General features: G+C 50.4%; 24 protein-coding genes. 10 read left to right on the forward strand and 14 right to left on the reverse strand.

The genetic code is table 11. The features are described from left to right. Nucleotides 1–20: 20 nt before the first annotated feature. From UF06_RS13810 to UF06_RS13820, 3 genes are read right to left on the reverse strand one after another with little or no spacing between them, the layout of a single operon-like run. Entirely contained in the window at nucleotides 21–1,382 is a 1,362-nt protein-coding gene (locus UF06_RS13810; protein WP_045570955.1) for a TRAP transporter large permease, read from the reverse strand. Between the two features lie 3 nt (nucleotides 1,383–1,385). Next, nucleotides 1,386–2,054 carry a TRAP transporter small permease gene (locus UF06_RS13815; RefSeq protein WP_045570956.1) on the reverse strand — a complete coding sequence of 223 codons (669 nt, stop codon included), beginning with the start codon at nucleotides 2,052–2,054 and terminating at the stop codon, nucleotides 1,386–1,388. 57 nt (nucleotides 2,055–2,111) lie between these two features. Next, entirely contained in the window at nucleotides 2,112–3,110 is a 999-nt protein-coding gene (locus tag UF06_RS13820) for a TRAP transporter substrate-binding protein (protein ID WP_045570957.1), read from the reverse strand. 274 nt (nucleotides 3,111–3,384) lie between these two features. On the opposite strand from UF06_RS13820, the gene UF06_RS26880 reads away from it, so the two are divergent. Beyond that, entirely contained in the window at nucleotides 3,385–3,561 is a 177-nt protein-coding gene (locus UF06_RS26880) for a hypothetical protein (RefSeq protein ID WP_156478459.1), read from the forward strand. Here the strand turns inward: UF06_RS26880 and ugpC are convergent. From ugpC to UF06_RS13875, 11 genes are all read right to left on the reverse strand, one after another. Next, nucleotides 3,558–4,670, reverse strand: a complete 1,113-nt coding sequence (gene ugpC, locus UF06_RS13825) for a sn-glycerol-3-phosphate ABC transporter ATP-binding protein UgpC (protein WP_045570958.1) — start codon at nucleotides 4,668–4,670, stop codon at nucleotides 3,558–3,560. The two genes, UF06_RS26880 and ugpC, sit on opposite strands and share 4 nt — an antisense overlap. 5 nt (nucleotides 4,671–4,675) lie before the next feature. Then, nucleotides 4,676–5,533 carry a carbohydrate ABC transporter permease gene (locus UF06_RS13830; protein WP_045570959.1) on the reverse strand — a complete coding sequence of 286 codons (858 nt, stop codon included), beginning with the start codon at nucleotides 5,531–5,533 and terminating at the stop codon, nucleotides 4,676–4,678. Continuing rightward, on the reverse strand, nucleotides 5,530–6,453 hold the full coding sequence (locus UF06_RS13835; protein ID WP_045570960.1) for a sugar ABC transporter permease: 924 nt from the start codon (nucleotides 6,451–6,453) through the stop codon (nucleotides 5,530–5,532). The genes UF06_RS13830 and UF06_RS13835 overlap by 4 nt, the downstream gene beginning before the upstream one ends. 111 nt (nucleotides 6,454–6,564) lie before the next feature. Beyond that, nucleotides 6,565–7,812, reverse strand: coding sequence for an ABC transporter substrate-binding protein (locus tag UF06_RS13840; protein WP_045570961.1), 1,248 nt, complete (start codon nucleotides 7,810–7,812; stop codon nucleotides 6,565–6,567). A gap of 119 nt (nucleotides 7,813–7,931) precedes the next feature. Then, a complete protein-coding gene (locus tag UF06_RS13845) occupies nucleotides 7,932–9,368 on the reverse strand; it encodes an ATP-binding protein (RefSeq protein ID WP_045570962.1) in 1,437 nt (478 codons plus the stop codon). A gap of 12 nt (nucleotides 9,369–9,380) precedes the next feature. Further along, nucleotides 9,381–10,109, reverse strand: coding sequence for a response regulator (locus UF06_RS13850; protein ID WP_045570963.1), 729 nt, complete (start codon nucleotides 10,107–10,109; stop codon nucleotides 9,381–9,383). Between the two features lie 108 nt (nucleotides 10,110–10,217). After that, complete coding sequence (locus tag UF06_RS13855) at nucleotides 10,218–11,687, reverse strand: protein adenylyltransferase SelO (protein WP_045570964.1); 1,470 nt, start codon at nucleotides 11,685–11,687, stop codon at nucleotides 10,218–10,220. Nucleotides 11,688–11,836: 149 nt separating this feature from the next. Then, entirely contained in the window at nucleotides 11,837–14,854 is a 3,018-nt protein-coding gene (locus UF06_RS13860; RefSeq protein WP_045570965.1) for a M6 family metalloprotease domain-containing protein, read from the reverse strand. 205 nt (nucleotides 14,855–15,059) lie between these two features. Further along, nucleotides 15,060–16,313, reverse strand: a complete 1,254-nt coding sequence (locus UF06_RS13865; RefSeq protein WP_045570966.1) for an NAD(P)/FAD-dependent oxidoreductase — start codon at nucleotides 16,311–16,313, stop codon at nucleotides 15,060–15,062. Between the two features lie 19 nt (nucleotides 16,314–16,332). Next, nucleotides 16,333–17,406, reverse strand: coding sequence for a class I SAM-dependent methyltransferase (locus UF06_RS13870; RefSeq protein ID WP_045570967.1), 1,074 nt, complete (start codon nucleotides 17,404–17,406; stop codon nucleotides 16,333–16,335). Between the two features lie 32 nt (nucleotides 17,407–17,438). After that, on the reverse strand, nucleotides 17,439–17,828 hold the full coding sequence (locus tag UF06_RS13875; RefSeq protein WP_045570968.1) for a hypothetical protein: 390 nt from the start codon (nucleotides 17,826–17,828) through the stop codon (nucleotides 17,439–17,441). A gap of 74 nt (nucleotides 17,829–17,902) precedes the next feature. On the opposite strand from UF06_RS13875, the gene UF06_RS13880 reads away from it, so the two are divergent. From UF06_RS13880 to UF06_RS13920, 9 genes are all read left to right on the forward strand, one after another. Further along, nucleotides 17,903–18,634, forward strand: a complete 732-nt coding sequence (locus tag UF06_RS13880; protein WP_045570969.1) for a beta-ketoacyl synthase chain length factor — start codon at nucleotides 17,903–17,905, stop codon at nucleotides 18,632–18,634. Further along, nucleotides 18,631–19,389 (forward strand): lysophospholipid acyltransferase family protein, encoded by a 759-nt coding sequence (locus UF06_RS13885; RefSeq protein ID WP_045570970.1) that lies wholly within the window; start codon nucleotides 18,631–18,633, stop codon nucleotides 19,387–19,389. Before UF06_RS13880 ends, UF06_RS13885 begins: the two co-directional genes overlap by 4 nt. A gap of 82 nt (nucleotides 19,390–19,471) precedes the next feature. Further along, nucleotides 19,472–19,732: a phosphopantetheine-binding protein gene (locus tag UF06_RS13890; protein WP_045570971.1), complete on the forward strand. Its 261-nt coding sequence runs from the start codon at nucleotides 19,472–19,474 to the stop codon at nucleotides 19,730–19,732. Nucleotides 19,733–19,748: 16 nt separating this feature from the next. Beyond that, a complete protein-coding gene (locus tag UF06_RS13895; protein WP_039424926.1) occupies nucleotides 19,749–20,003 on the forward strand; it encodes an acyl carrier protein in 255 nt (84 codons plus the stop codon). Nucleotides 20,004–20,006: 3 nt separating this feature from the next. Beyond that, on the forward strand, nucleotides 20,007–20,564 hold the full coding sequence (locus UF06_RS13900; RefSeq protein WP_045570972.1) for a hypothetical protein: 558 nt from the start codon (nucleotides 20,007–20,009) through the stop codon (nucleotides 20,562–20,564). A gap of 7 nt (nucleotides 20,565–20,571) precedes the next feature. Beyond that, nucleotides 20,572–21,945, forward strand: coding sequence for an AMP-binding protein (locus UF06_RS13905; RefSeq protein WP_045570973.1), 1,374 nt, complete (start codon nucleotides 20,572–20,574; stop codon nucleotides 21,943–21,945). Between the two features lie 19 nt (nucleotides 21,946–21,964). After that, a complete protein-coding gene (locus tag UF06_RS13910; RefSeq protein ID WP_045570974.1) occupies nucleotides 21,965–22,336 on the forward strand; it encodes a 3-hydroxyacyl-ACP dehydratase in 372 nt (123 codons plus the stop codon). Beyond that, nucleotides 22,329–24,038, forward strand: coding sequence for a glycosyltransferase family 2 protein (locus UF06_RS13915; RefSeq protein WP_045570975.1), 1,710 nt, complete (start codon nucleotides 22,329–22,331; stop codon nucleotides 24,036–24,038). Before UF06_RS13910 ends, UF06_RS13915 begins: the two co-directional genes overlap by 8 nt. Next, nucleotides 24,016–25,560 carry an aromatic amino acid ammonia-lyase gene (locus tag UF06_RS13920; RefSeq protein WP_045570976.1) on the forward strand — a complete coding sequence of 515 codons (1,545 nt, stop codon included), beginning with the start codon at nucleotides 24,016–24,018 and terminating at the stop codon, nucleotides 25,558–25,560. Before UF06_RS13915 ends, UF06_RS13920 begins: the two co-directional genes overlap by 23 nt. Nucleotide 25,561 lies beyond the last annotated feature (1 nt).

Here is a 25,561-nt window from a genome sequence, read left to right on the forward strand (position 1 = left end):
CTTTTTGGCCTAATTAGCGACTATTTGGTAATAATCTCCGGTCCCATTAAGGTGGTCGGCAACCACGTCGAGACCCATGGAACATAGGTCACGATAATCAAGAACAGGAACATGACGCCTACCCAAGGGAGCGCCGCTTTCACCACGCCCATCATCGACATTCGTGCCACCCCTGCGGTCACAAACAGGTTGAGGCCAACTGGTGGCGTGATCATGCCAATCTCCATGTTGACCACCATGATGATGCCAAGGTGGATCGGGTCAATGCCAAGCTGAATCGCAATCGGGAAAACCAGTGGCGCGACGATAATCAGCAAGCCCGACGGCTCCATAAACTGACCACCAATCAGCAGCAGCACGTTGACCACGATAAGGAAAGCAATTGGGCCAAGACCTGCCGACAGCATGGATTCTGTGATCATCTGCGGGATGCGTTCTTCGGTCAGTACGTGTTTGAGAATCAGCGCGTTGGCAATGATAAACAGCAACATGATGGTCAGCTTACCCGCTTCAAACAGCGTTTTTTGCGTATCTTTGTGCACAAAGGTTTCGACCATTTTCACCAGTGCCGGACGAGTGTTCTCTTTGTCGGCAAACGGGCCCATGTCTTTGTAGACGAAATTGGCGATAAAGAATGAGTAAACAGCAGCCACCGCAGCCGCTTCGGTTGGGGTGAAGACCCCGCCGTAGATACCGCCTAAAATAATCACCACCAACAGCAAGCCCCAACTGGCGTCTTTGGCGGCGGCCACTGCTTCTTTCCAGCCAACAAAAGGTTGCTTGGGCAGGTTTTTCACTCTTGCGGCGATGTAAATCGCCACCATCAACATCAATCCCGCCAGCAGACCGGGAATCACGCCGCCAAGGAACATGCGCCCGACCGACACGTCGGTTGCCGCCGAATAGACCACCATCACGATAGAAGGTGGGATCAAGATGCCAAGCGTACCTGCGTTACAAATCACCCCGGCGGCAAACTCTTTCGAGTAGCCATTTTTGATCATCCCGGCAATCACAATGCTACCGATCGCCACCACCGTTGCCGGTGAAGACCCCGACAGCGCGGCAAACATCATACAGGCCACCACAGAAGCCATCGCTAGACCACCACGAAACCAGCCCACCATCGCAATGGCGAAACGAATAATCCGCTTGGCCACCCCGCCAGTCGACATAAAGCTCGATGCCAGAATGAAGAAAGGAATGGCCAGCAGCGTGTAGTGTCCTTCAAAGGCATTGAACAACGTCTGCGCCACCGATGCGAGGGAGGCGTCTGAATGCCACATCAAAAACAGAATGCTGGATAAGCCCAGCGAGACGGCGATCGGCACGCCAATCAGCATGAAGGCGATCACCATCAAAAACAGAATCAGAATAGCCATGGATTAACGCTCCTTGCTGTCGGTTTGTTGCGATTTGCTCATGATGGCTTCTGCGCCGCTTAGCTCCGCTTTCAAGCTCTCTAAATCTTCTTCCGCTTCGTGCCCCGCGATCATGCGATCTTGTTGATTAGTCACAATAAGCCAAGCCACTTGGAGAAAACGGAAAGTGAGCAGCCCCATACCAATAGGCAATGCCATGTAAGGAAGGAAACGCGGGATCTTTTCATACAACTCCCCTTCGTTAAACCACACAGATAAAAATTGGAACATCTCCGGCATCGGAATATCGTCGGTCTCATACCAAGCACGTTCGGTGGCAAACGGATACCAGTAATTCCACGAGCCAATCAGCAGCAGGATGGCAAACGCCAGACAACAAGCCACGGCCAACAACGCCAGCACCTTGCGAACTTGTGGTGGTGCCTTATTGATGACCACATCGACTCCGATATGGAAGTGCTTCTTCACGCCGTAGGACGCGCCGACCAGCACCATCCAGGCAAACATAAACACCGTCAGCTCCAAGGCCCATAAAATGTTGTCGTTAAACAGGTAACGCATCACCACGTTGATGAAGGTTAGCAAGGTCATCGCCCCTAAGAAAAAGGCAATCAGCCCCTCTTCGACTCGGTCGGTAAACTGGCCGATTTTGGCCATCATTGATTGTTCCATAATCGCTTTCGCTCTTTATTTTTGGCAGGCCTCACGGCTGAGGCCTGCCGTTTTTCGTTATTTCTTGTTTGACGCCAGCGCTGCGTCAATCAGATCAGAACCGATATCTTTTTCAAACTTTTTCCATACTGGCGTTAGCGCCGTGACCCACTCTTGGCGCTGCTCTGGCGTCAAGGTGCGCACCACACCACCGGCTTCAATCACATACTGTCTGTTCGCCAGCTCCACTTTGTTCGATTCGGCGTTACGCATTTCAGTTACTTCTTTCAAGATGGTGGCGAGCTGATTGCGCACATCGCTTGGCAGGCCATCCCACCACTTGGTTGATGTCACCACCAAGTAATCCAGAATGCCGTGGTTGGTTTCGGTAATGCCGTCCTGAACTTCGAAGAACTTCTTACCGTAGATGTTTGACCAAGTGTTCTCTTGACCATCGATAACTTTGGTTTGCAGACCACCGTACACTTCGGCAAAAGACATTTTCTGTGGGTTCGCGCCAAGCTGCTCAAACTGAGCCACTAACACATCCGACGCCTGAACGCGGAATTTCAAGCCTTTGGCATCGGCTGGCACCATGATTGGCTTGCTGGCCGAAATCTGTTTCATGCCGTTGTGCCAAAATTCGAGGCCACGGACACCACGACGATTCATGGCGTTTTTCAGCTTTTCGCCCGCTTCAGAGTTTTGGAAACGGTCTACGGCGTCAACATCTTCAAAGAGGAAAGGCAGGTCAAAAATGCGGTATTTCTTGGTGAACTTCTCGAATTTGGAAAGCGACGGCGCAGCCAGTTGCACGTCACCGTTGAGCATCGCCTCAAGCACTTTATCGTCATCGTAAAGGGTTGAGTTTGGATAAACCTGCATACACGCTTTACCGTTCATCTCCTTATTGACGCGCTCTTCCAACAGAGAAGCGGCGATCCCTTTCGGGTGTTTGTCGGTGTTGGTCACGTGGCTGAACTTGATCACGATTTCGCCCGGATCACAGTTCGCGGCGGCGGTAAAGCTGGTCACGGCAAGAACAGAAGCAGCAAGTAGGGTAAGAGGTTTAAACATTGTGTTCTCCTTGTTGAAGTAAGCAGCCCCTTCTTTGGGGACTGATGTTTCACTAAGAGCAACAACTAGGCCACATTTGCTAACAATTTTTTAACCATTAAAAATCAATAAGATAAGATAAGATCATTTATAGCGAATAATATTTCGCTGATCATTCATTCAAGAAATGGGTGGAAAATGACCCATTAAAAATCGCCAAAGGGTGGAAAATGACCCATTGAAACTGGGTGCTTAAATCAGGAACAGCATGAGTAAGTGAGAAGAGAACGAGTAAGTGAAAAGAGAACGGAATGGAGAAGAAGGGCGTGTCCTCACACCAGACAGCAAGCGCTCTGGTCACTCTCCCCCGATTGTGCCGGTCGCAGCCTGTGCCAACTGCGAACGCGATAGAGGACACGCAAATAGAGGCGTCGTTTGCCCGGAGAAAGCACAAACGACGCAAGCGGGTTAGAACTCGATGCGCGCCTGACTTTGCGCGTCGAAGTAAACCGCTTTAGACAAGTCGAAATAGAGCGGCGCGGCGTCGCCCACTTTTGCTTGCAGTTCTGGCGATAAACGGCAGGCCACTTCTTGATCGTTAACTTTGATCATCGCGATGGTGTCTGGCCCCGTCGGTTCCAAAACCTCTAGTTTAAGATTAAGACAAGTCGACGCCGATTGATCATCACTCGGTTTGTCACTGATATGTTCAGGTCGCAGGCCAATCACCACCTGCTTTCCATCTTGCTCACGCATCGACACTGGCAAGCGAATGTGATGCTCTTGCCCACAGCCGCCCGTCACTTTAATCACGGGCTGATCTTGTTCATCCAAGTCCACCATAGTGTGAATAAAGTTCATCGAAGGCGAGCCCATAAATCCGGCGACAAACATGTTGGCCGGTTTGTTGTAGATCTCCTGTGGTGTACCGAGCTGTTGTAAAATGCCGTCTTTCATCACCGCGATACGGTCTGCCAGCGTCATCGCTTCTATCTGATCGTGCGTCACATAGACAATGGTGGTGTTGAGCTGCTGATGCAGCCGTTTAATTTGATGGCGCATTTCCACGCGCAATTTGGCATCCAAGTTCGATAGCGGCTCATCAAATAGGTAGAGTTTCGGCCGACGTGCCAGTGCTCGCCCCATCGCCACCCGCTGGCGTTGACCGCCAGAAAGCTGGGACGGCTTGCGATCCAGCAAGTGGTCGATTTGTAGCATCTCGGCCACGCGCTGCACCTCGGCATCGATCTCGGCTTTCGCCATCTTGCGGATCTTAAGGCCAAATTCGATATTGCCGCGCACCGTCATATTGGGATAGAGCGCATAGGATTGAAACACCATCGCGATGTCGCGATCTTTCGGTTCGACCTCCGCCACGTTCACCCCATCAATCACAATTTGCCCTGAGGAGATGTTCTCAAGCCCAGCAATGGTGTTCATCAAGGTTGATTTTCCGCAGCCAGATGGACCAACGAGGATCAAAAACTCGCCAGAGTCGATACTGATATCGATTCCCTTGAGGGTTTCAATGTCCGCTTTCGTGTAGGTTTTGCGGATCTGTTTGAGTTCTAGAGTTGCCATGTTACTTATCCTTTTACTGATCCTGCCGTTAAACCACGCACAAAATATTTGCCTGCTAATACATACACCAGCAGCGTCGGCAGCGCCGCGATGATCGCCGCCGCCATATCAACGTTGTACTCTTTGACCCCGGTACTGGTGTTAACCAAGTTGTTCAGCGCCACGGTGATCGGCTGCGTCTCTGAGCCGGAATAAACCACGCCAAACAGGAAATCGTTCCAGATGGCGGTAAATTGCCAAATCACCGTCACCATGATGATGGGGGTAGAAATCGGCAGCAAAATCTTAAAGAAAATGGTGAAAAAGCCAGCGCCATCGAGCTTAGCGGCTTTGATCAACTCATCCGGTACACCAATGTAAAAATTGCGGAAAAACAGCGTAGTAAACGCCATACCATAGATAACGTGAACCAACACCAAGCCTGTGGTGGTGTTGGCTAAACCCAGTTTGCCCAGCACAGCCGCCATCGGTAACAAAATCACCTGAAAGGGAATAAAACAGCCAAACAGCAGCAAACTGAAGAACAGGTTGGAGCCGCGAAATTGCCATTTGGTTACCACATAGCCGTTGAACGCGCCAAGCAAAGTGGATATCGCCACCGCCGGAATGACCATCTGAAAGGAGTTCCAAAAATAGCCTTTCACCCCTTCACATTTCACCCCGGTACAGGCGCTGTTCCACGCTTTGTACCACGCATCCATCACCCACTCTTGCGGCAAAGACATCAAGTTGCCTGCTTTGATATCGGGTAAGGTTTTAAATGAGGTGATCACCATGACAAACAGCGGCATCAGATACACCAAGCAGAAGAAAACCAAGGCAGCGTAAATCGTCAGGCGGGCCAAGTTCATTTGACTGTTCATGAACGCTTCTCCCTAAGTTCGGAATAAAGATACGGCACCAAAATGGCAAGAATGCCAGCCAGCATCATCATGGCACTGGCTGCGCCAAGGCCAATCTGCCCGCGGGTAAAGGAGTGCGCGTACATAAACAGCGCAGGCAAATCAGAGGAATAACCCGGTCCACCTGCGGTCATGGCAGTGACCAAATCGAAACTCTTAATCGCAATGTGCGATGTGATAATCACCGCGCTGAAAAACACCGGACGTAAACAAGGCAAAATGATCTTCCAATAGATGGTCGGCAGACTCGCGCCATCAATCTGCGCCGCTTTGACAATCGAAGAATCAATCCCGCGCAGTCCAGCTAAAAACATCGCCATGACAAAGCCAGACGATTGCCAGACCGCGGCAATCACCAAGGTATAGACAGCCATATCGGAGTCCACCAACCAGTCAAACTCAAAACCAGTAAAGCCCCAATCATGCATCAGTTTTTCAATCCCGAGGCCGGGGTTTAGAATCCACTTCCACGCCGTGCCCGTGACGATAAACGACAGCGCCATCGGGTAGAGATAGATGGTGCGAATCGCCCCTTCTTGGCGAATATTTTGGTCCAGAAGAATCGCCAGCCCAACGCCCAAAACGATGGCAACCAGCATAAATAGCAGCCCAAACACCCCCAGATTGGTGATCGAAGTTAACCAGCGGTCGTTGTCCATCAGTTTGGCGTACTGATCGAAACCCGCAAAATTGAAACTCGGCAAAAAGCGCGAGTTGGTCATAGACAGCGCTGCTGTCCAGAAAATAAATCCATAAATACACACCACAGTGACCAGCATCGTTGGTGCCAAAACAATTTTTGGCAGCCAATGTTGCAAGCGGTCGGCAAAACCCGGTTTCGGTGCGTTTTTGGCAGATGACCCGTGCAAAACATGCTCCATAACGATTCCTTGTAGCAAACACTCAGTCGTGGCCAACGTCGCCCGTTGTCCATAGTATTGAGTGGCGGAAATAGGCAGACAGGCTCCCCACAAGCCTGCCCGCCCCAAGAGTTAGATGGCCGCTTTCACCGCTTTCGCCAGCTTTTTCGCCGCTTCTTTCGGATCGGCCTTGCTGTCGTTGAAAAAGTTGGTCACCACGTCATAGATGGCACCTTGCGCGTAGCTGGTGGTGGCAAGACCGTGCGCCATACTCGGCACAAGATCGCCCGACTTAGCACTGGCTTTGAAGGTCGCCATAGAGTCCAGCGCGCACTGGTCGAACTTAGACATATCCATGTCCAGACGCACTGGAATGGAGCCTTTGTTGAGGTTAAAGACTTCTTGGAATTCTTTGGTCAAAATGGTTTTTGCCAAGTCTTGCTGCGCTTTTTGGTTGGCTTTATTGCTCAGCTCAAAGAAAGCAAAACTGTCGATGTTGAAGGTAAACTGCCCCGCTGTGCCCGGCGCTGGCGCGCAGATGTAATCTTTGCCCGCGACTTTGCCCGCCGCAGAAAACTCTCCTTTTGCCCAGTCGCCCATGATCTGCATTGCTGCTTCGCCATTGATCACCATCGACGTGGCCACGTTCCAGTCACGTCCCGGCGCGTTGTCATCAATGTAACTGCGCATTTTCTTAAATTTAGTAAACACTTCGACCATTTTGTCGCCCGAGAGCACATTCATATCGAGATCGACAAACGCTTTGTTGTAGTCGGCACTGCCAAGGACATCGAGTGCTACCGCTTCAAATACCGTTGCGTCTTGCCAAGGTTGACCACCATGTGCCAGTGGAATAAAGCCCGCAGCTTTGATTTTGTCGGCAGCGGCAAAAAATTCATCTAAGGTGGTGGGTAGCGCAACGCCCGACTTTTTCAGCACTTCTGGGTTGGCCCACAGCCAGTTGACGCGGTGCACGTTGACAGGAACTGCCACATATTCACCATCAAATTTCATCACTTTGGTGACCACGGCAGGAAGAATGCCATCCCAATTCTCTTTTTTCGCCGTCGCGTCTAGCGATGTCAAAAAGCCGAGCCCACCCCATTCTTGGATATCGTGGCCTTTGATTTGCGCCGCAGAAGGCGGATTGCCAGAAACGGCACGGGTTTTGAGGACGGTCATCGCAGACTCGCCGCCGCCGCCAGCAACGGCGAAATCTTTCCAAGTGTGGCCTTGCTGCTCCAGCATCTGTTTCAGCACAGCGGCAGATTTGGCTTCGCCTCCAGCAGTCCACCAGTGAAGTACTTCCACTTCACCAGCCTGAACCAATGAAGTCGCAGAAAGAAGAGAGAGGGTAAGTAGGGTTTTGGTCATTTTCATTGTTATCTTCCATGTATCGGCTTAGTCAAACCAGGCTTGGTCTGATATTGAGCAGTCTATCCGTAATAAACCGTATGGATTGCAACAAACAGTAACCACAATGTAACAATTGAGTTACATTACACTTCAAGCCCTGATGGAATAAGCACTTCCACTTTCAAGCCGCCCTTTGGCAAATTGCTCAGAGTGAGATCTCCGCCGTGCCCGTGCAAAATATTGCGGCAGATACCCAGCCCCAAACCGTGGCCATCAGTATCACGCGCTAAGCGATAGTAGGGCTCAAACACCGCTTCCAGTTTATGGTTGGGAATGCCCGGGCCTGAGTCGGTGATGGTCACTTTCACCCAGTTATCGTTTTCCTCTAACTGCACTTCGGCGCTGCCTGCATACTTGAGCGCATTGTCCAGCAAGTTGGTCAGTACTCGCTTAATGGCCAACGGTTTCGCGACCAAGGGCTCCATCGGATGCGGGGTAAAGTGGACTCGAACCTGATGCTGATTGTAACTTTCGATGATCTGCTCCAGCATAACGTTGAGATCGATATAGTCGTTATTTTCATGCAAATCCGTGTCACGCACGCACTGCAGCGCGCCTTTGACCATCATCTCCAGATCATCCAAATCTTGATTGAATTTGCTGCGTTTACGCTCATCGTCCAACAGCTCGGCCCTAAGACGCAGGCGAGTGATCGGCGTTTTCAAATCATGGGAAATAGCCGAAAACAGGTGCTCACGATCCACCACGTAACGACGAATACGTTGCTGCATACGATTAAAAGCGCGCGTGGCGGTGACCAGTTCACTCGCCCCCTCCTCCACCAGAGGCGGCTGTTCAATATTCATGCTCATCTCATTGGCCGCGCGCGCCAGACGTTTAAGCGGTTTCACCTGCCGACGGATCATCGCATAGGTGAGCAGCAGCAATAAGCTGGTGGACAAAAACAGAAACAGCATCTGCTCTCGCCCCAGCAGCTCGTCATCCAAGGTCAGATACGGGGCAGGCAAAAGCGCAGCGATGTAGATCCATTCATGGCTACTCAGCTCAATTTGCACCACCAGCACAGGCGGATTAATCGGCGCCAAAGTTAAGGTGTGGTGCGCCCACGATTTGGGTAAGTCGTGCAGATAAATGTCGTTTTTGAGCAGCCGTAGTGTTTCCGGGCTGGAAAAATCGACCGACACCGATTCAACCCGCGTGAGCTTTTGCCTCAGCACACTTTTGATTGCGCTGACCGAAGCCTCTTTTAAGCGGGTATTTTCAATCGGCTCGACCTGTAATTTTTCTCGGTTAAAGGAGACGAAAAAGCGCGTCCCGCCCATATTGCGGATCTGATCCAAAACAATATGGCGGTAGTTGACCGGTAAAGATTGGAAAAAGGTCACAGTCGAAGCAAACATGCTCGCCATGCTGGCTGACGTCGAGCGAATCCCTTCAAGTTCTTTCTGTTTCGACTGGCTATACCAAATCGCGGTGGCGATGCCTTGGGCAATCACCACCGCCAGTAGCGTCAACATCAAGGTTCGCGCAACCAATGAATGGGGCCTAAATCTCAGCATCACTCATCTCGCTTAATGTTCATAACTGACAGGGACAGAGAGAATGTAACCGTTGCCGCGCATGGTTTTGATGTAGTGCGGATAGCGCGCACTGTCGCCCAAACGCTGGCGCAAACGGCTCAACTGCACATCGATACCGCGCTCGAATGGCAGTGATTCTCGCCCTCGAGTTGCATAGGAGATGGTGTCGCGATCCAGCACCTCATTTGGCCGAGTCAGAAACAGCATCAGCAAAGCAAAATCACTGCCAGAGAGTTCGTGTTGCGTTTGCGTTTCCTGATGGGTAAGGCGATGGGCCAGAGTGTCTAGGCTCCAATCACCGAACAGAATTTGCTTTGGCAGCGTATCACTGCCCTTTTCTTGTCGAACTTGCACACGGCGCAACACCGCTTTGATGCGGGCGATCAGGTGGCGCGGATTAAACGGTTTCGCGATGTAGTCATCAGCGCCAATTTCTAAGCCAATGATCTGATCGGTCTCTTCCGAGACAGCAGTAAGCATAATGATCGGCACGCTCGATTCACGGCGAATGTACTGGCACAAGCTAAAACCATCCTCGCCGGGCAGCATGATGTCGAGCAGGATCAAATCCGGAAAGCCCTCTTGGCTAAGATGTGCTTTGAGCTGTACACCATCGGCGACGGTTCTTACCTGATATCCGCTGCGCGTCAGATACTCATCCAACAGCTCACGGATCTCTTCGTCGTCGTCAACCACCAAAATTCGGCTTACTTCCTGCATTCGCCTCTACCTATCATTACAATTCATTTACATAGTCTATCGATTTCGCCAATCAATAATGAGAGATAGTTTAGTGAAATTTGAGGCAAATCCGCGTTTGGATCACAGTTAGGAAGAGCAGCTGATGACCATTTTCTTACCCCACTCAGGCGGAAGACGCGCGTAGTGCTCAAATTGCGGTGCGTCATCGTAAGGACGGCGAAGTAGCTCTGCCAGTTGTTGCACTTGGCTAAAATCACCTTGCTGCGCTTTTTCTATCGCTTGCTGGGCCAGATAATTACGCAAAATGTATTTAGGATTCACCAGACGCATGGCCGCGCAGCGCATACTTTCTGACAGCGGCGAACCGTCTGCTTGCACTTCTTGTTGGCAGCGCGCCAGATAATCATCCAACCAGCGCGTTACCGACTCTCGGTCAATAAAGAGATCGATCACCGCTTGTTTGCCATGGCGATCCAACTCCGACAGCGTGCGCATAAAACGGGTGTAATCGGTGCGGTTTTCCGTCAGCAGGGCGAATAGTCGGTCAAACAACTCACTATCTCCGGTAAGTCGCGCGTTCAAACCCAATTTGCTGCGCATCAAGCGGCTAAAGTGCTGACCCAATAAAACGTCAAACTGCGCCAACGCGGCTTGCAAGTCGGCACGTTCGATCAATGGCGAAAGCGCGTGGGCCAGGGCAGAGAGATTCCACAAGGCGACTCTGGGCTGCTGATCAAAAGCATAGCGACCTTGATAATCGGAGTGGTTACAGATGTAGCCCGGCTCGTAGTCATCAAGAAACCCAAACGGGCCGTAATCAAACGTTTCGCCCAAAATCGACATGTTGTCGGTATTCATCACCCCATGAGCAAAACCGACCGCTTGCCACTGCGCAATCATCAGTGCAGTGCGCGCGACAATCTGCTCAAACATCGCCAAATAAGGCTTAGCCGCTTGTTGGCATTGCGGCAGATACCATTCGATGACTTTGTCAGCCAGCAGTTTGTGCTCAGCCAACTGATTGGTATAGAAAAAGTGCTCAAAATGACCAAAACGGATGTGAGTGGTGGCTAAACGGATCAGCAGCGCGCCGCGCTCGGTCTGCTCGCGATAAACTGGGGTATCGCTACTCAACATCCCCAGCGCGCGCGTAGTGGCAATGCCTAACCCCGCCATGGCTTCACTGCACAGATATTCACGAATGGTTGAGCGCAGCACAGCACGGCCATCGCCCATGCGCGAGTACGGCGTCTGCCCCGCCCCTTTGAGATGCACGTCAAACCAGTTGCCCTGTTTGTCCTGCATTTCGGCCAGCAGCAGGCCGCGACCGTCGCCCAAATCGGGGTTATAGACACCAAACTGGTGCCCGGCGTATTTCATTGCCAGCGGCGAGAAACAATCCGGCACTTGCTCAGCCGCAAAAGCGCAGCGCAAGGTTTCATCCGCAACCTCCGGCAAAGCAAAACGGGCGGCTAAAGGTGCGTTCCACACCACCCAGTGGCTATTTTGCAGCGGCTGCGGCTTAACCGCAGTATAAAAGGCGCGAGGAAGCGAAGAAAAACGCTGTGAGAATGTGACCGATGGCCAAGCAGACATAAAGGGCTCCAAAAAAGAGAAATCCTCTCCAAACTAGCACAGAGTGAAGGTGACAAACACCGATTGGCAGCAGGGAAATTGCTTGTGCCATATGGCTCTGTCGGTGGAGCCTAAAGTGAAAACGCGCCCGAAGGCGCGTTTTAGCTGAGTTAGGTGCGCGAGCGTCTGCGCCCAAGTAACGCGAGAAATAGCAGAGGTAGTACGGCAAGCGAACCGCCGGATGAACCGCTAGAAGAGCTGGCGGTAAACGAGGTCGCATTGATCTCTGGTGTCACCGTTACCAGCACCGTTCCGCTGGCAATTGCCCCTTCTGCATCCTGAATTTGGTACTCCAGCGTCACCACAGTTTCCTGCGCCACACTGTTTGGCGCTTGGTAGTGAATTTGATTGTTCGCTACGCTGGCCGAACCGAACTCTGGGGTTGATACCGAGATGAGCGTCAGTACGTGGTTATCCTGATCGTAGTCATTGGATAACGCCATAATGTCGACACTAGAGCCAGCGGAGAGGCTGATGGCATCTTGCTTCGCCATCGGTGCACTGTTAGCCACTTCAAGCTGAATCGTGGCGCTATCGCTCAAGCCACTTGGATCAGTGACCGTTAGCGCGAAAGCCAGCGTATTGCCCATTATCACCTCTTTTGGCACCACAAATTCGGCAGTACTGCTGCTGGCATTGTTCAAGTTAACTTGGGGTCCAAATATTTGTCGCCATTGATATTGCAGCTCATCACCGTCGGCATCAGTGCTTGCATCACCCAGCAGCGTAATCCGTGCTCCTGCGACCAGTGCAACCTCGGCAACTGACGCTTTGGCTTGCGGAGCCGCGTTGCTGCCCGTAACATCGATCTCGACCGTCACCACTGAAGAAACAAGGTTTCCAGCGGTCGAACGTAAGCGATAGGTCAATTGATCTTGCCCAACAAAGTTGGTTTTCGGCGTGTAAACCCAGTTTGTGACTGTGCCGTTAGTCGGTGGCGAAACCAGTTCGGCCTGGAACACATAACCCGCGTCCATATTGTCATTGGTCATCACATCCAACGCCACCGAGCCGTTTTTATCAACTTCAACCTTATCTGCCATAGGTTGGACTAAACTTGCGAGGTCGACATCAAACAGCGCAGCAAAAGCCACCGTTTGGTAACCGAGCAGTTTACTCAGGCCATTGCTCTCTTTCTCTAACCGGCTACCGAGCCACGCTTTTTTCTCATCCGTCGGCTCCATATTCTGTAAATCACTGAAGAGATAGTTTTGCTCCAAAACGGCATTTTGCAACTCCACCACCAAGGTATGAGTCCCAACGGCGAGCTTTGCGGGAGTACTAAACATCACTCGGCCAGAGCGGCTCACTACCCCTTCGGCTAATCGTTCTTGCTGGCTGCTGTCTAACAGCAGATTGGCAAAGTTTGCCCCATTTTGTGGATAGCGAGAAACGGTATAGCGAACTGGCAGCGAGCTATTCACCACTTGGTAATAGAGTTGAACGCCATCAATCTGGGTGGCTTTGGGCAAATTCACTTCAAACGCCAGCGCGTCTTTGCCCGCTTCCGCTTGCACATAGCTCCGGCGTAAACTGGTTAACCAAGCGAACTTCTCGCCATCTTGCGGTTTGACAAAATCAAAACGCGCAGCGTGCTCACCACTGACAATCCCAGTGAGGCTAACGCCAGTTTCAAAGCCAGCGACGCTGGTTAAATTCGGCTGTGAGTTGTCCGAAATTTGAGTATTGCCATAAAGACCCGGGTAGATGTCGGCACTGTCGGCACGACCGCCGCGCTCCAGTTCGCCCAATCCGTCAGCTTGCATGATCTGCACCTGCATTGGGCCAGTTTCGTTAAATGCATTGTTGACGTTAACCGAGGTCACCAGCATCCCTTCGGCCTGCAAAGCGCGGTCGTAATCGACACTGCGACGATTTTCCACATACAATCGCGGGCCAAACTCCTTCAAATAAGGGTCAAGATAGATAAGCCCCGCCTCTGCGTTTGCCACTTGCACTGCCGCTTGCGATTGACTCAACACCTGCGGCGCAACAAAGCCGGAAGCGTGTTTGCTCCACGCGCTCATATTGACTGGCGTGTCACCGGCGTACTGATCATCCGGGGTCATGGCCCAAGACCCCGCCCCCATCACACCCCACTGGCCAACGGAGCCATCGTGTTTGTAAGAATAGAGATCCGGCAGGCCAAGCATCAGATGGCCCAGTTCATGGACAATCACCCCGAGTGTAGCTTGGTGATCGACTTGATAATCACCAAACAAACAGTAAGCAGAAATGGTTTTCCCATCAACGGGGGCGTCGTTGTGGTAATACATGTGAGGCCAGATCGAAGGTCGATTGACGACGCCTGTGGAGCGATCGCCCCCCGCGAAGACAAACATTACTGACAGTTCGGTGGGATCAATGGTGCCATCCGCGTTGACATCGTATTGGGCGAAATCGACGTATTGATCGAGTTTTTGATAACTTTCCTGAAAAATGCTGTTGAGGCGGTTGGTACACCAGGCTGAATCATGGCAGCTGGGATGGAACTGATCGAGCGTAATATCAATGACACCATCATTCGCCGTGCCAAAGCTTTCTTTCGCGGGTACGACTTGATACTGACCGGCCGAGTTTTTCGCGTAGTAATCCACCACGCTCTGCCCTGCCTCACCAAACACTCGCTCGGTAAAATCGTGCACCATGTTGACATTGGAAAAGGAAACTTGCACCACCAACAGCGGCTGTTCAAACGGCTGCGCTGGCGCAGAGAAAGCACTGCGAGCCAGCCTTTTGTTGGGGGTAAAACTGCGTGAGCGGAGAACTTGGTTAGCACTGTCTGTGTTAAGGGCGTCAGGCAAATTAAGCGGCGGGCGTAATTGAGAACGCGTCGGTGCTAGCGCGCCCGCAAGCAAAAGCTCTCCGGTTGAAATCAGTTGAGCGCCTGTTGAATCACTTTGGATTTCAGCAAAGTACCAGTTATCCCCTTGCTGGATGAGAGCATTGCCTTGCTCATCTTCGAACCAGCTAAAATGGGCCGAGCCCTGCAGGCGAATTTGAGTACTGGAACCATCCGGCAGCACTATCTCATGCCAAATCGGTGCCGGGGGAACCATTGCCAGCGCTGAGGCTGACAATGCCATCGTTGCGGCGCTACACGCCAGCGTAGAAAGCCATTTTTTCATTCTTAACCCTAACTCCCTTTAAGATATTCTTTGGCTTGTGTCTCAATAACGAAACGAAAGCACACACCTTATGTATCTCCAGCTCAGACACAAGAACAATTTATAAAATACGCGAATCATTCAGCAAAATAATTTGTTGTCATTGACAATCACTCAAATAAGGCCCAAGCGAGCCTTTTGACAAGTGAGCACTGCGTGCAGACCCTTATTTTATCGCCGCGTTCTCTTGGCGGACAAATTCAGCAAGACAGGCTAAACGGCGCTGCGATTCCTTGACATACGGGTTTGCTTCATCCCAAGCATATCCGGCCAAAATGGAGGAAATCATCTGCTTAATTCGTTCATTGGGCTCTTCAAAGAAAATCACATCCTGCAAGGTGCCATCGTACCAACCTTCGACATAGGTGCGGAAAGTGTTCACCCCGACCATGAGCGGCTGCGCATAGTCACGTTGCCAATCTACCCGTTCCCCATTGAGCTGTTTTGCCACACAAGCACTGGCGAATTGAGCTGATTTCATCGCAATGGTTACGCCAGAAGAGAACACTGGGTCAAGAAACTCACCGGCGTTACCAAGCAGTGCATAATGTTCCGTTGCCAAATGCTTCACGTTGGCCGAATAACCGCCAAGCTCCCCAGCCGGATTGGGGTATTGGGCGCGGCTAAGCAACTTCGCCAAACCGGGCTCTTCGCTAGCAAGCTGCTGTATCGCCGAGATTTTATCTTGCGGGTAGTTGGCAAAAAATGCTGGCGTACCGACGATACCCAAAGAGCAAACGCCGTTAGAAAATGGGATCAACCAGTACCAGACATCGGCGTGTTGTGGGTGCACGGAAATAAGAATTTTGTCGCGGGTATACGCCATGTCCCCAGTATCAATATGGTCAACGATATGGGTAAAAATCGCTTGGCGTGGTGGCAGACAAGAGGGCTCTTCAAGGTCAAGCAAGCGAGGCAGCACCCGGCCAAAGCCGCTGGCATCCAGTAGGAAATTCGCCTCTAACTGATAAGCCTGGCCAAGCTCGTCTTTCACACTCAGCAGTGACGTGTTGCCTCTCATCTCAACGCGAGTGACTTCGTGTTGATAGCGAATCTCGACCCCTTGACGTTCGGCATCATCGGCCAGCACTTTATCAAACGTCGCGCGTTGGACTTGATAAGTCGTTCCTGGGCCGGGGGTAAATTTGTCAGTAAAATCAAATTCGGTGTAAACGCCGTTTTTTCTAAATGCGGCACCATTTTTAAATTGAAAACCAGCCTGATTCACCGCATCTAGCATACCCGCCTGTTCAATCACTTCCATGCAAGCGGGTAATAAGCTCTCACCAATTGAAAAACGCGGAAATAGCGCTTTTTCCAATACAATGACGTCGATGTTTTGCGCTTTCAGTAGCGCAGCGGCCGTCGACCCAGATGGGCCAGCACCGATAATCACAACCTGAGTCGATTGCTTTTGCATCTCATTTTATCCTGAGTTTTTAATGTGATTTTGCGACCAGTTTTAGCAAGGTGTGGCCAAGACCGATGTTGTCGGTTCTTTCAATCACCTCTAACTCCGCTTCAGCGACAATTTGCAGAAAATCGTCACTGCGGTAAAAACGGCTGTTGCCATTGGCCAAACAGGTAAAGTACAGCGAGGTCGCATTAAGGCTGTAAGATGCGGCGTCGTATTTCTGTGCGTCACAAAAGAGCTCAAGAATATACACTACTGCTCCGGGCTGAAGGCTCTCTTTAACGCGAGTCAAAATGCTGAGAATCTCCATTGGCGAGAAGCAGTCAAGAAACTGGCTCATCCACCAGATATCGCCTTGTGTCGGCAAAGGCTGATTTTTATCCAGCATATTGGCTGGGAAAGGGGATATTCGCTCAGCAAAACCTTGCTCACGGGCATTGGACATCGCCAGTTCTAACTGGCGTGGCAGATCGACAATGGTCACTTTGACATCCGGATCATAATTGCAACACTGAAGAGCCCATTTTCCGGTGTTTCCACCAATGTCTACGATGTGTTGGGGTTTGTCGGCAAACACCCGCTCTAGCAGGATCGGAAAGGAACGGTCGGAGTAATAGTGATCGAACTTAAACCAGCTCTCTTTTGCTTTCTCCGGTAGACGTGAAAGCCCTTCGTAAATGGTGTTCCAGTCGCCGAGCTCTTTCAACCCTGCTGGTGTGCCTGTGGTAATCGATTCCGTCAGATGCATCATCGCCGCATAACAAACGTCCGCGGTAAAATCCATGTTGGCTTTGGTCATGCCATCATGCAGCAAAAAATGACCAACGTTTGCCAACACGTAGTTAGGCTTTTTCCACACCACAATGTGTGCACTTAACGCCATATCCAGCAACACTTTGACACCGTATTCGGAGACGCCGGTTTTTTCCGCAATCTCCACAGCAGGTAACCCCGCCTGACCAGCGGCGTCGAGGACCGTAAGGATATTCAAATCTCTCAACGTTCGAGCGGTGTGAAATAAAATCGGTGCAAAGGAGAGTTTCTGTGCCTCTGTTTTTGCTTGTAAAGCGTTGTAAGGGTCTAAATTATGATTTAACACGAAAAAACCTAACTAATAGTTAAAAGAAGAGGTTACTGATTAGCCGTAACCGCAAGCTGACGTTGAATATCAACATTTAAGTTATTGATCCAACGATTGTAGTTGCGATGGATTTTGCCATCATCTTCATCTAGGTTTTCTGATTTAACGTAAAGAATTGAATAAAATTTAGTGTCATAAGGGATCATGACTTCTGCAATATGCGATCGAAGATGCAGTTTTGCGGTCAAAACGCCCGGTTCAACTTCGGTAATGCCCCAACCACGCTTTGTTGCTGCTAACACTATCGCGCTTTTCACTTGTTTGCTTTGAAGATCATAACTGATCGGAGTATCCTGTATCTCCATAATTGGTTGTAAACGACCACAGCCAACTAACAACAACGTCAAACAAAAAGAAATTATAATTTTAAAGGTGTTCATCTAGATATTGCTCCTGAATTCAAACGAAATAGAAGCCCTTAGTATGAACTCCGTTGGAAACAAATCAACAACCTATGTCAATTTCATCCTCTTTTATCTGTTTAAATATTGAAAAGTGGTATGCAAGTTCAGTTGGACTGAATGATCGCCAAGCTTGGCAAGATTGGGCTTTGAACGGTCAATATCCCGAAAATAGCGAAACGATATTTACTAATATCCCAGCAATGATGCGTCGGCGGATGAGCGAATTAAGTAAACACGCGGTGCACAGCGCACTGGAATTACTTTCGCAAACCTCGGTAGATTATATGGTTTTTTCCAGTCGGCATGGAGAGTTACATCGCAGCATCGCATTAGTTAAAGATATTTTACTAGGTGAAGAGGCCTCGCCCATGGCGTTTTCTCAATCTGTGCATAATACCGCAGCTGGGCTGGCCACCATCGCCAGTAAAAAGTCCATTCCATTGACTTCTATCGCCGCGGGCGAAAATACCTTCCACAGCGCTCTAATTGAAACCTTCTGTTATTTACAGCAACACCCTGACAAAAAGGTCTTATTGGTGGATTTCGATGAGCCTTTGCCCGAGGATTATGCCGAGTTCGAAGAACAATCGTACCGCGGTTATGCCCTTGCATTGGTGATTAGCCAAGGTGAGCAATTCACCATCAGTCAAGCCGCACCTAGTGTGGATCCAGTCACACCACGCCCACAAGCGTTGCAATTTTTGCAACACTATCTGGCGAGTTCAGTTCGCACATGGCCAGTTTCCACTCGTCGTCACACTTGGATATGGCAACAGAGATGAGAAAAATTGGTCAGTACTGGCGTATTGTCGCCACGGGTTTCTGTTTTGCCATGTTTGGTATTGGTGGATTAGCACTGAGTTTTGTGGTTATCCCTCTCATTCACTTGCTTGAAAAAGATCAAACGCGGCGTGAATATCGCGTACAAAACACGATCCAAATAACCTTCAATCTGCTTTGCAAGTTGATGAAATACACTGGCGCGATCGACTACAAAATAACCGGCGCTGATATTTTAGCCAGTGATAAGAACTGTTTAATAATTGCCAATCATCCCAGTTTGATTGATTACGTGTTAATTGCCTCACAGTTGCCACAATGCGATTGTTTAGTTAAAGCGGCGATTTGGGATAATCCTTTTATGAAGCACGTCGTAAAAGGCGCTGGTTATATTCCCAATAAATCCCCTGATGAATTACTCAACCAGTGTGAACAGCGCTTTGCGCGTGGAAATGTATTGTTGGTATTTCCTGAAGGAACCCGTACAACACCTGGAATAAAATCTAGTTTACAACGCGGCGCTGCCCAAGTGGCAGTTCGTACTGAGCGCGATATGCGCGTTGTGCACATTACCGTAACGCCTAGTTTTCTAACAAAAGAGAAAAAGTGGTATCAAGTGCCAGAGACCAAACCCTTCTTTCATATAGAGGTAAAACATAAGGTTGAGGTAAAACCATTTATAGAGCAAACTAGCAACCCAACGTCAGCAGCTAGAAGATTAAATCAACATCTGGCTAAGACCATTTTCCCAAGTTAAGTGACTTATTTGCCCTTCTTATGGCATTTTGCGCTCATTCTCGGGTTTTTTTCACAATATCAGTCAATATAAGTAGGTCCCAGTGGAAGTACTACATAACGAAATCAAACAACTGATCATCGACGCCCTTAACCTTGAAGACATTTCGATTGATGATATCGAAACGCAAGCACCGCTGTTTGGTGATGGTTTAGGCTTAGACTCTATCGATGCATTAGAGCTCGGTTTGGCCATTAAAAAGAAATACAATATCGTTATTGATGCGGATGATAATAACACCCGTCAACACTTCGCCTCTGTAGCTAACTTGGCGAATTATATTTCTTCACAAACCGAACACTAATTTAGTAGGCCCTGATATGTCAGTAGTAAATCAACAACAAGTCTTTGAGCAAGTAAAAGCCGCTCTGATTGAGCTATTTGAGCTGGATGAAGATGATATCCAGCCCGAAGCCAATCTGTATCAGGACCTAGATCTAGATAGCATTGATGCGGTTGACCTTGTGGTCCACTTGCAAAAAGTGACCGGTAAAAAGATTCAACCAGAGGAATTTAAAACCGTACGTACCGTCAATGATGTCGTGGACGCGGTTGTTGAACTCGTGAAGGGCTAACCGATGCGCACATTGCTGACAGTTCTGTCTGCAATCGTATTGCTCGCTTACCCATTTGCGGTTTACTTCGGTATCGATAAGCTTGGTCTTAACGTGGTCGCTCTCCTTTTAGGCGCAGTGTTCCTGCTAAGAATCTTTTCTGGCCATCAGGCCAAGCTTAAAGAGCTGAAACATCTGGCAGTATTAAGCGGCATGGTCGGTGTCACTCTGGTCACGCTTGGGGCAATTTTCAAGCAGCAAGGCTGGCTGACCTTTTATCCGGTGGTGATAAACCTGTCTATGCTGGCCGTTTTTGCCCTCAGTTTAACTCAACCACAAACGGTGATTGAACGTTTGGCCAGATTACAGCAACCGGATCTGCCTGAAAGTGGCGTGCGCTACACGCGCACCGTCACCAAAGTGTGGTGCGCATTTTTTGTCTGCAACGCGGCCATCGCTCTGTATACCTGCTTTCAGCCATTGCACGTCTGGACACTGTACAACGGTTTGATCAGCTATTTGGCAGCGGGGAGCTTATTTGCCGGAGAGTGGATCGTACGCCAACGTGTTCGCAAGGACTAAACATTCGATGAGTCAAACTCAACCATTTCTCTCTTTGTCGACGCTTTTGGCAACTGGCAGAGCGCCCAATCACCCGATCGCATTTGATGCGCAGGGAGAGCTCCACTGGCAGCAGTTCTCGGCGCAGGTTGCCGCACTTTGCCAACGACTCAACCGCGAGCCGGCGAAAAAGATCGCCCTGTGCTGTTTGGACAGCTACCACTTTGCCGTGGGCTTTTTTGCCTTGTGTTACAGCCAGAAAGCGCTCATTCTGCCGGGTAACTATCAGCCATCCGCTTTGACAGAACTCAGCAGTGAGTTTGATCTGCTCCTTTGCGATCATAAGATTGCGCAAAGCACGTCACTTCCTCATCTTTTGCTTGAGTCAGAGTCGATGGAAAGCGCCAGCTATGTGTTTGAGCCGCTGGATGTGGAAAACCTCACTCTGACCTTATTTACTTCTGGCTCGAGTGGAGTGCCAAAAGCAATCGCCAAAACAATCAAACAACTTGATATCGAGATTGAGATCTTACAGCGTCTGTTCGGCGCTCAACTGACGAACTGTCGCATTGAGAGTACTGTCTCCCATCAGCATATTTATGGCTTACTATTTCGCCTGTTGTGGCCTTTGTGCGCAGGTCGAGCGTTTGCACGCTATAACTTGGAATATCCTGAGCAGTTGATCGCCCACGCTGGGGAGACAGTCGCGCTGATCAGTAGCCCTGCGCTCTTAAAACGTTTGGGTCAGGAGCATCAGACTGGCGCTTTCGCGGCTATTTTCTCATCCGGCGGACCACTGAGTTTTCAGGCCGCCCACGATGCGCAACAGTTGTTTACTCAGTGGCCGATTGAAGTGTTTGGCAGCACCGAAACGGGCGGAATTGCCTATCGCCAGCAGGTTTGCGACCAGCAACCGTGGACGCTGTTCCCCGGCGTTGAGGTTATGCTCAATGAAGAACGATGCTTACGTTTACGTTCTCCGCATATCGATCCGCACCACTGGTATCAGACCGCCGATGAATGTGAGTTGCTCGGTGAGCGACAATTTATCCTCAAAGGACGCACTGACCGCGTGATTAAAATCGAAGAGAAACGCGTTTCGTTAGTCGAAGTGGAAAAGCGTCTTGAGCAGTTAGCATGGATCAGCGAAAGCGCAGTCATACCGATGCAGGAAAATGATCGCTTAGTACTGGTCGCCGCGCTGGTCTTAAATCAGACAGGCAAACAACAGATAGAAGATATCGGCAAAGGCAAATTCTGGTTGCAGTTGCGCGCTGAGCTGCGCCAGTGGCTAGAGCCGATTGCCGTACCTCGGCGCTATCGCCTAGTGGAACACATTCCACTCAACAGCCAAGGAAAACGGCTGAACAACGAAATCGAGATGCTTTTTCAGTCCAATTAATGACAAAAAATAGAACATCATGACCCCAAAAAGAAAGCCAACGCTGTTATCCGTTATGGTCGAACAAAACCAAGCCACACTGCATTTGCGTGTTGATCACGACATACTGGACTTTTCCGGTCACTTTAGTCATTTTCCGTTGTTGCCGGGCGTGACCCAAATTGATTGGGCGGTCGCTTATGCCAAGGAGTTTTTGCATACGCCACCTTCCTTTAAAGGCATGGAAGTGATCAAATTCCAAGAACCGATTCTGCCAGATAGCGAAGTGTCGCTACAGCTCAAATGGGATGACGAAAAACAAAAATTGCAGTTTGCCTACACGTCACAACGAAATGGCACAGTGGTCAATCACTCTACTGGAAAAATGAAGTTGGGGAACCCTAGTGAGTAATTACCACGCTTGCTTTTTGATCCCATGCTACAACCACGGTAGCACCGTTGGTCAGGTCATTGATGCCCTACTGCCATACCAACTGCCGATTATTTTGGTTGATGACGGCAGTAACCTCATTACACAGCAGCAACTTGAGCGGCAAGCAAAGCGCGACAATGTTCATTTGGTCAGGCTGGCGCACAACCAAGGCAAAGGTGGCGCAGTCATGGCGGGGATTCGCCATGCCAATAAACTCGGTTTTACTCATGCTATCCAGATTGACTCCGATGGGCAGCATGATATTCAAGCTCTGCCAAAACTGCTTGAAACGTCTCAAAGGCATCCCGAGCGCCTCATCTCCGGCAAGCCGATTTACGATGCGAGCGTGCCTAAATCTCGACTCTATGGACGCTACGTGACGCACGTTTGGGTATGGATTGAAACCTTATCCTTGGCCATCGAAGACAGCATGTGCGGTTTTCGCGCCTACCCGGTGGCGAAAACCGTCAGCGTGCTCAATAAGTACCGAATTGGCAGTCGGATGGATTTTGATATCGAGATCTTAGTGCGGATGTACTGGGAAGGGAGCGACATTGAGTTTATCGAAACTCGGGTCATTTACCCCGAAGGCGGCATCTCCCACTTCGATGCGCTGTGGGACAATGTCAAAATCAGTTGGATGCACACTCGGCTATTTTTCGGCATGTTGCCGCGTATTCCCAAACTTCTAGGCCGAAAAAAGCCCAATTCGCAACTAAGAACCCATTGGTCCAAACAGCAGGAAAAAGGCACCGTGCTCGGGATTAAGCTGCTGCTGGCGATTTACACTCTGCTTGGCAGGCCGACTTTCAACCTAATTTTGCGTTTAGTGATCGGCTACTACCATGCCACAGGCAAGCAGGCAAAAAGCGCCTCGCAAACCTATTTGGCCCAGTTGCAACACTACGCCAGTGACAAGCAGATCGAGCTACCCGACCACCTCACCAGTTACAATCATTTGCTCTCGTTTGGTCACACCATGCTCGACAAACTGGCCGCGTGGAAAGGTGACTTTTCAGCGCACAATCTTACTATTCACGGCCAACAACAGTTCGACCAAATGGTCGCGAATAAGCAGGGCGTGGTGATCTTAGGCTCACATTTAGGCAACCTTGAGCTGTGTCGCGCACTGGGGCGACGCCATACTGACGTCAAGATCAATGCGCTGGTGTTCACTGAGCATGCCGAGCGCTTTAACGCAGTGATGAAAGCGGTGAATCCGAGCTCGGAGCTGAACTTGATCCAAGTAAGTTCGTTAGGGCCGGACACCGCTATCTTGCTGCAACAGAAAATTGAGCAAGGTGAGTGGATAGTGATTGTCGGCGACCGCACCTCCACCAGCAAAGAGAGCCGAGCGGTCTGGGCCGATTTTCTCGGCAAGCCAGCACCTTTCCCTCAGGGGCCATTTATGCTGGCGTCCATCTTAAAAGCACCGGTTTATTTGTTGTTTGGTTTACGGGATGACACCAGTTCCACAGCGCATTTTGATGTCTATTTCGAGCATTTTAGCGACAAAATTGTTCTGCCTCGCAAAGAGAGACAGGCCGCTTTAGAAATGGTTGTGCAACAATACGCGCAACGCTTAGAACATTACACGCTGCAAGCTCCTTTGCAGTGGTATAACTTTTTCGATTTTTGGAACCTGACAGATCAGCAACATGACAACGCAAACAGAACATAACATCACCTTTGGGCAGGGACGCCTGACGATTGAAGACGTCAGCGCAATTGCACAGGGGGCAAAAGCCCGCTTAAATGACTCAGCCCAGTTCAACGCCAAAATCGACCGTGGCGTGGCTTTTTTAGAGAAGTTACTCAAAGAAGAAGGCGTTATCTACGGTGTCACCACCGGATATGGTGACTCTTGTACTGTGGCAATTCCAAGCCAACTGGTTGAAGAGCTTCCGCTGCACTTAACTCGCTTTCACGGCTGCGGCCTTGGCAAAGTACTCACTCATGAACAAGCGCGCGCGGTACTGGCGACACGGCTTTGCTCACTCGCGCAAGGTGTTTCTGGCGTGAGTCACGAGCTACTCAAGCAGATTGTCACGCTGATCAATCACGACATCGCCCCGCGCATCCCAGAAGAAGGTTCGGTCGGCGCTAGTGGCGATCTCACGCCGCTCTCCTATCTTGCAGCGGCCTTGATTGGCGAGCGCGAAGTGTTATATCGCGGCCAAGAACGTGCCACCGCGGAGGTGTTTGCTGAGCTGGGGATCCAGCCTATTAAGCTGCGGCCAAAAGAAGGTTTGGCGCTGATGAACGGCACCTCGGTCATGACCGCACTCGCTTGTCTAGCGTTTAAACGGGCCGAATATCTCACTCAGCTTATAAGCAAAATCACCGCGATGGTTTCGGTTGGCATGCAAGGCAATGACTTCCATTTCGATGAAGCCCTTTTTGCCGTCAAACCGCACCCAGGTCAGCAACAGATCGCGGCGTGGCTGCGTGCCGATCTTAAGGCTGAACAACCGCCGCGTAACAGTGACCGTCTGCAAGATCGCTACTCGCTGCGCTGTGCGCCACATGTGATTGGCATGGTGCAAGACGCCCTGCCTTGGCTGCGCCAATTGATCGAAAACGAGCTCAACAGCGCCAATGACAACCCCATCATCGATGGCGACAATGAACGCGTTCTGCACGGCGGCCATTTCTACGGCGGCCACATCGCTATGGCGATGGACACGCTAAAAACGGCGATTGCCAACTTGGCGGATCTGCTGGACAGACAAATGGCGCAGTTAATGGACTATAAGTTCAATAACGGCCTACCATTTAACCTAAGTGGTGCTGAAGGCGAGCGCAAACCGATCAACCACGGTTTTAAAGCGGTGCAGATCGGCATTTCCGCTTGGACAGCAGAAGCACTGAAGCACACCATGCCAGCCAGCGTGTTCTCACGTTCAACTGAATGTCACAACCAAGACAAAGTGAGCATGGGCACTATCGCCGCGCGCGATTGTCTACGTGTACTGGAGCTGACGGAACAAGTGGCCGCAGCCTCGTTGCTTGCCGCCACACAAGCGATCGAAATTCGTCGTCGTCGCGGTGAGTTGAACCAGCAACATATGAGCGACCAACTGCGTGCGATGTGCGCTCACGTGTTGGAAGAGTTTGATTTTGTAAGCGAAGATCGCCCGCTAGAGAAGGACCTGCGCCACTTTATCACGCGTATTCAACAGCGCCACTGGTCATTGTATTAAG

Origin of the sequence: Vibrio sp. S234-5, from assembly GCF_000960595.1 — a bacterium.
GTDB lineage: Bacteria > Pseudomonadota > Gammaproteobacteria > Enterobacterales > Vibrionaceae > Vibrio.

Excerpts from the sequence above, each read along its gene's own strand:
- UF06_RS13810 (WP_045570955.1), bottom strand. The coding sequence starts at position 1,382 with ATGGCTATTCTGATTCTGTTTTTGATGGTGATCGCCTTCATGCTGATT.
- UF06_RS13815 (WP_045570956.1), bottom strand. The coding sequence starts at position 2,054 with ATGGAACAATCAATGATGGCCAAAATCGGCCAGTTTACCGACCGAGTC.
- UF06_RS13820 (WP_045570957.1), bottom strand. The coding sequence starts at position 3,110 with ATGTTTAAACCTCTTACCCTACTTGCTGCTTCTGTTCTTGCCGTGACC.
- ugpC (WP_045570958.1), bottom strand. The coding sequence starts at position 4,670 with ATGGCAACTCTAGAACTCAAACAGATCCGCAAAACCTACACGAAAGCG.
- UF06_RS13830 (WP_045570959.1), bottom strand. The coding sequence starts at position 5,533 with ATGAACAGTCAAATGAACTTGGCCCGCCTGACGATTTACGCTGCCTTG.
- UF06_RS13835 (WP_045570960.1), bottom strand. The coding sequence starts at position 6,453 with ATGGAGCATGTTTTGCACGGGTCATCTGCCAAAAACGCACCGAAACCG.
- UF06_RS13840 (WP_045570961.1), bottom strand. The coding sequence starts at position 7,812 with ATGAAAATGACCAAAACCCTACTTACCCTCTCTCTTCTTTCTGCGACT.
- UF06_RS13845 (WP_045570962.1), bottom strand. The coding sequence starts at position 9,368 with ATGCTGAGATTTAGGCCCCATTCATTGGTTGCGCGAACCTTGATGTTG.
- UF06_RS13850 (WP_045570963.1), bottom strand. The coding sequence starts at position 10,109 with ATGCAGGAAGTAAGCCGAATTTTGGTGGTTGACGACGACGAAGAGATC.
- UF06_RS13855 (WP_045570964.1), bottom strand. The coding sequence starts at position 11,687 with ATGTCTGCTTGGCCATCGGTCACATTCTCACAGCGTTTTTCTTCGCTT.
- UF06_RS13860 (WP_045570965.1), bottom strand. The coding sequence starts at position 14,854 with ATGAAAAAATGGCTTTCTACGCTGGCGTGTAGCGCCGCAACGATGGCA.
- UF06_RS13865 (WP_045570966.1), bottom strand. The coding sequence starts at position 16,313 with ATGCAAAAGCAATCGACTCAGGTTGTGATTATCGGTGCTGGCCCATCT.
- UF06_RS13875 (WP_045570968.1), bottom strand. The coding sequence starts at position 17,828 with ATGAACACCTTTAAAATTATAATTTCTTTTTGTTTGACGTTGTTGTTA.
- UF06_RS13880 (WP_045570969.1), top strand. The coding sequence starts at position 17,903 with ATGTCAATTTCATCCTCTTTTATCTGTTTAAATATTGAAAAGTGGTAT.
- UF06_RS13885 (WP_045570970.1), top strand. The coding sequence starts at position 18,631 with ATGAGAAAAATTGGTCAGTACTGGCGTATTGTCGCCACGGGTTTCTGT.
- UF06_RS13895 (WP_039424926.1), top strand. The coding sequence starts at position 19,749 with ATGTCAGTAGTAAATCAACAACAAGTCTTTGAGCAAGTAAAAGCCGCT.
- UF06_RS13900 (WP_045570972.1), top strand. The coding sequence starts at position 20,007 with ATGCGCACATTGCTGACAGTTCTGTCTGCAATCGTATTGCTCGCTTAC.
- UF06_RS13905 (WP_045570973.1), top strand. The coding sequence starts at position 20,572 with ATGAGTCAAACTCAACCATTTCTCTCTTTGTCGACGCTTTTGGCAACT.
- UF06_RS13910 (WP_045570974.1), top strand. The coding sequence starts at position 21,965 with ATGACCCCAAAAAGAAAGCCAACGCTGTTATCCGTTATGGTCGAACAA.
- UF06_RS13920 (WP_045570976.1), top strand. The coding sequence starts at position 24,016 with ATGACAACGCAAACAGAACATAACATCACCTTTGGGCAGGGACGCCTG.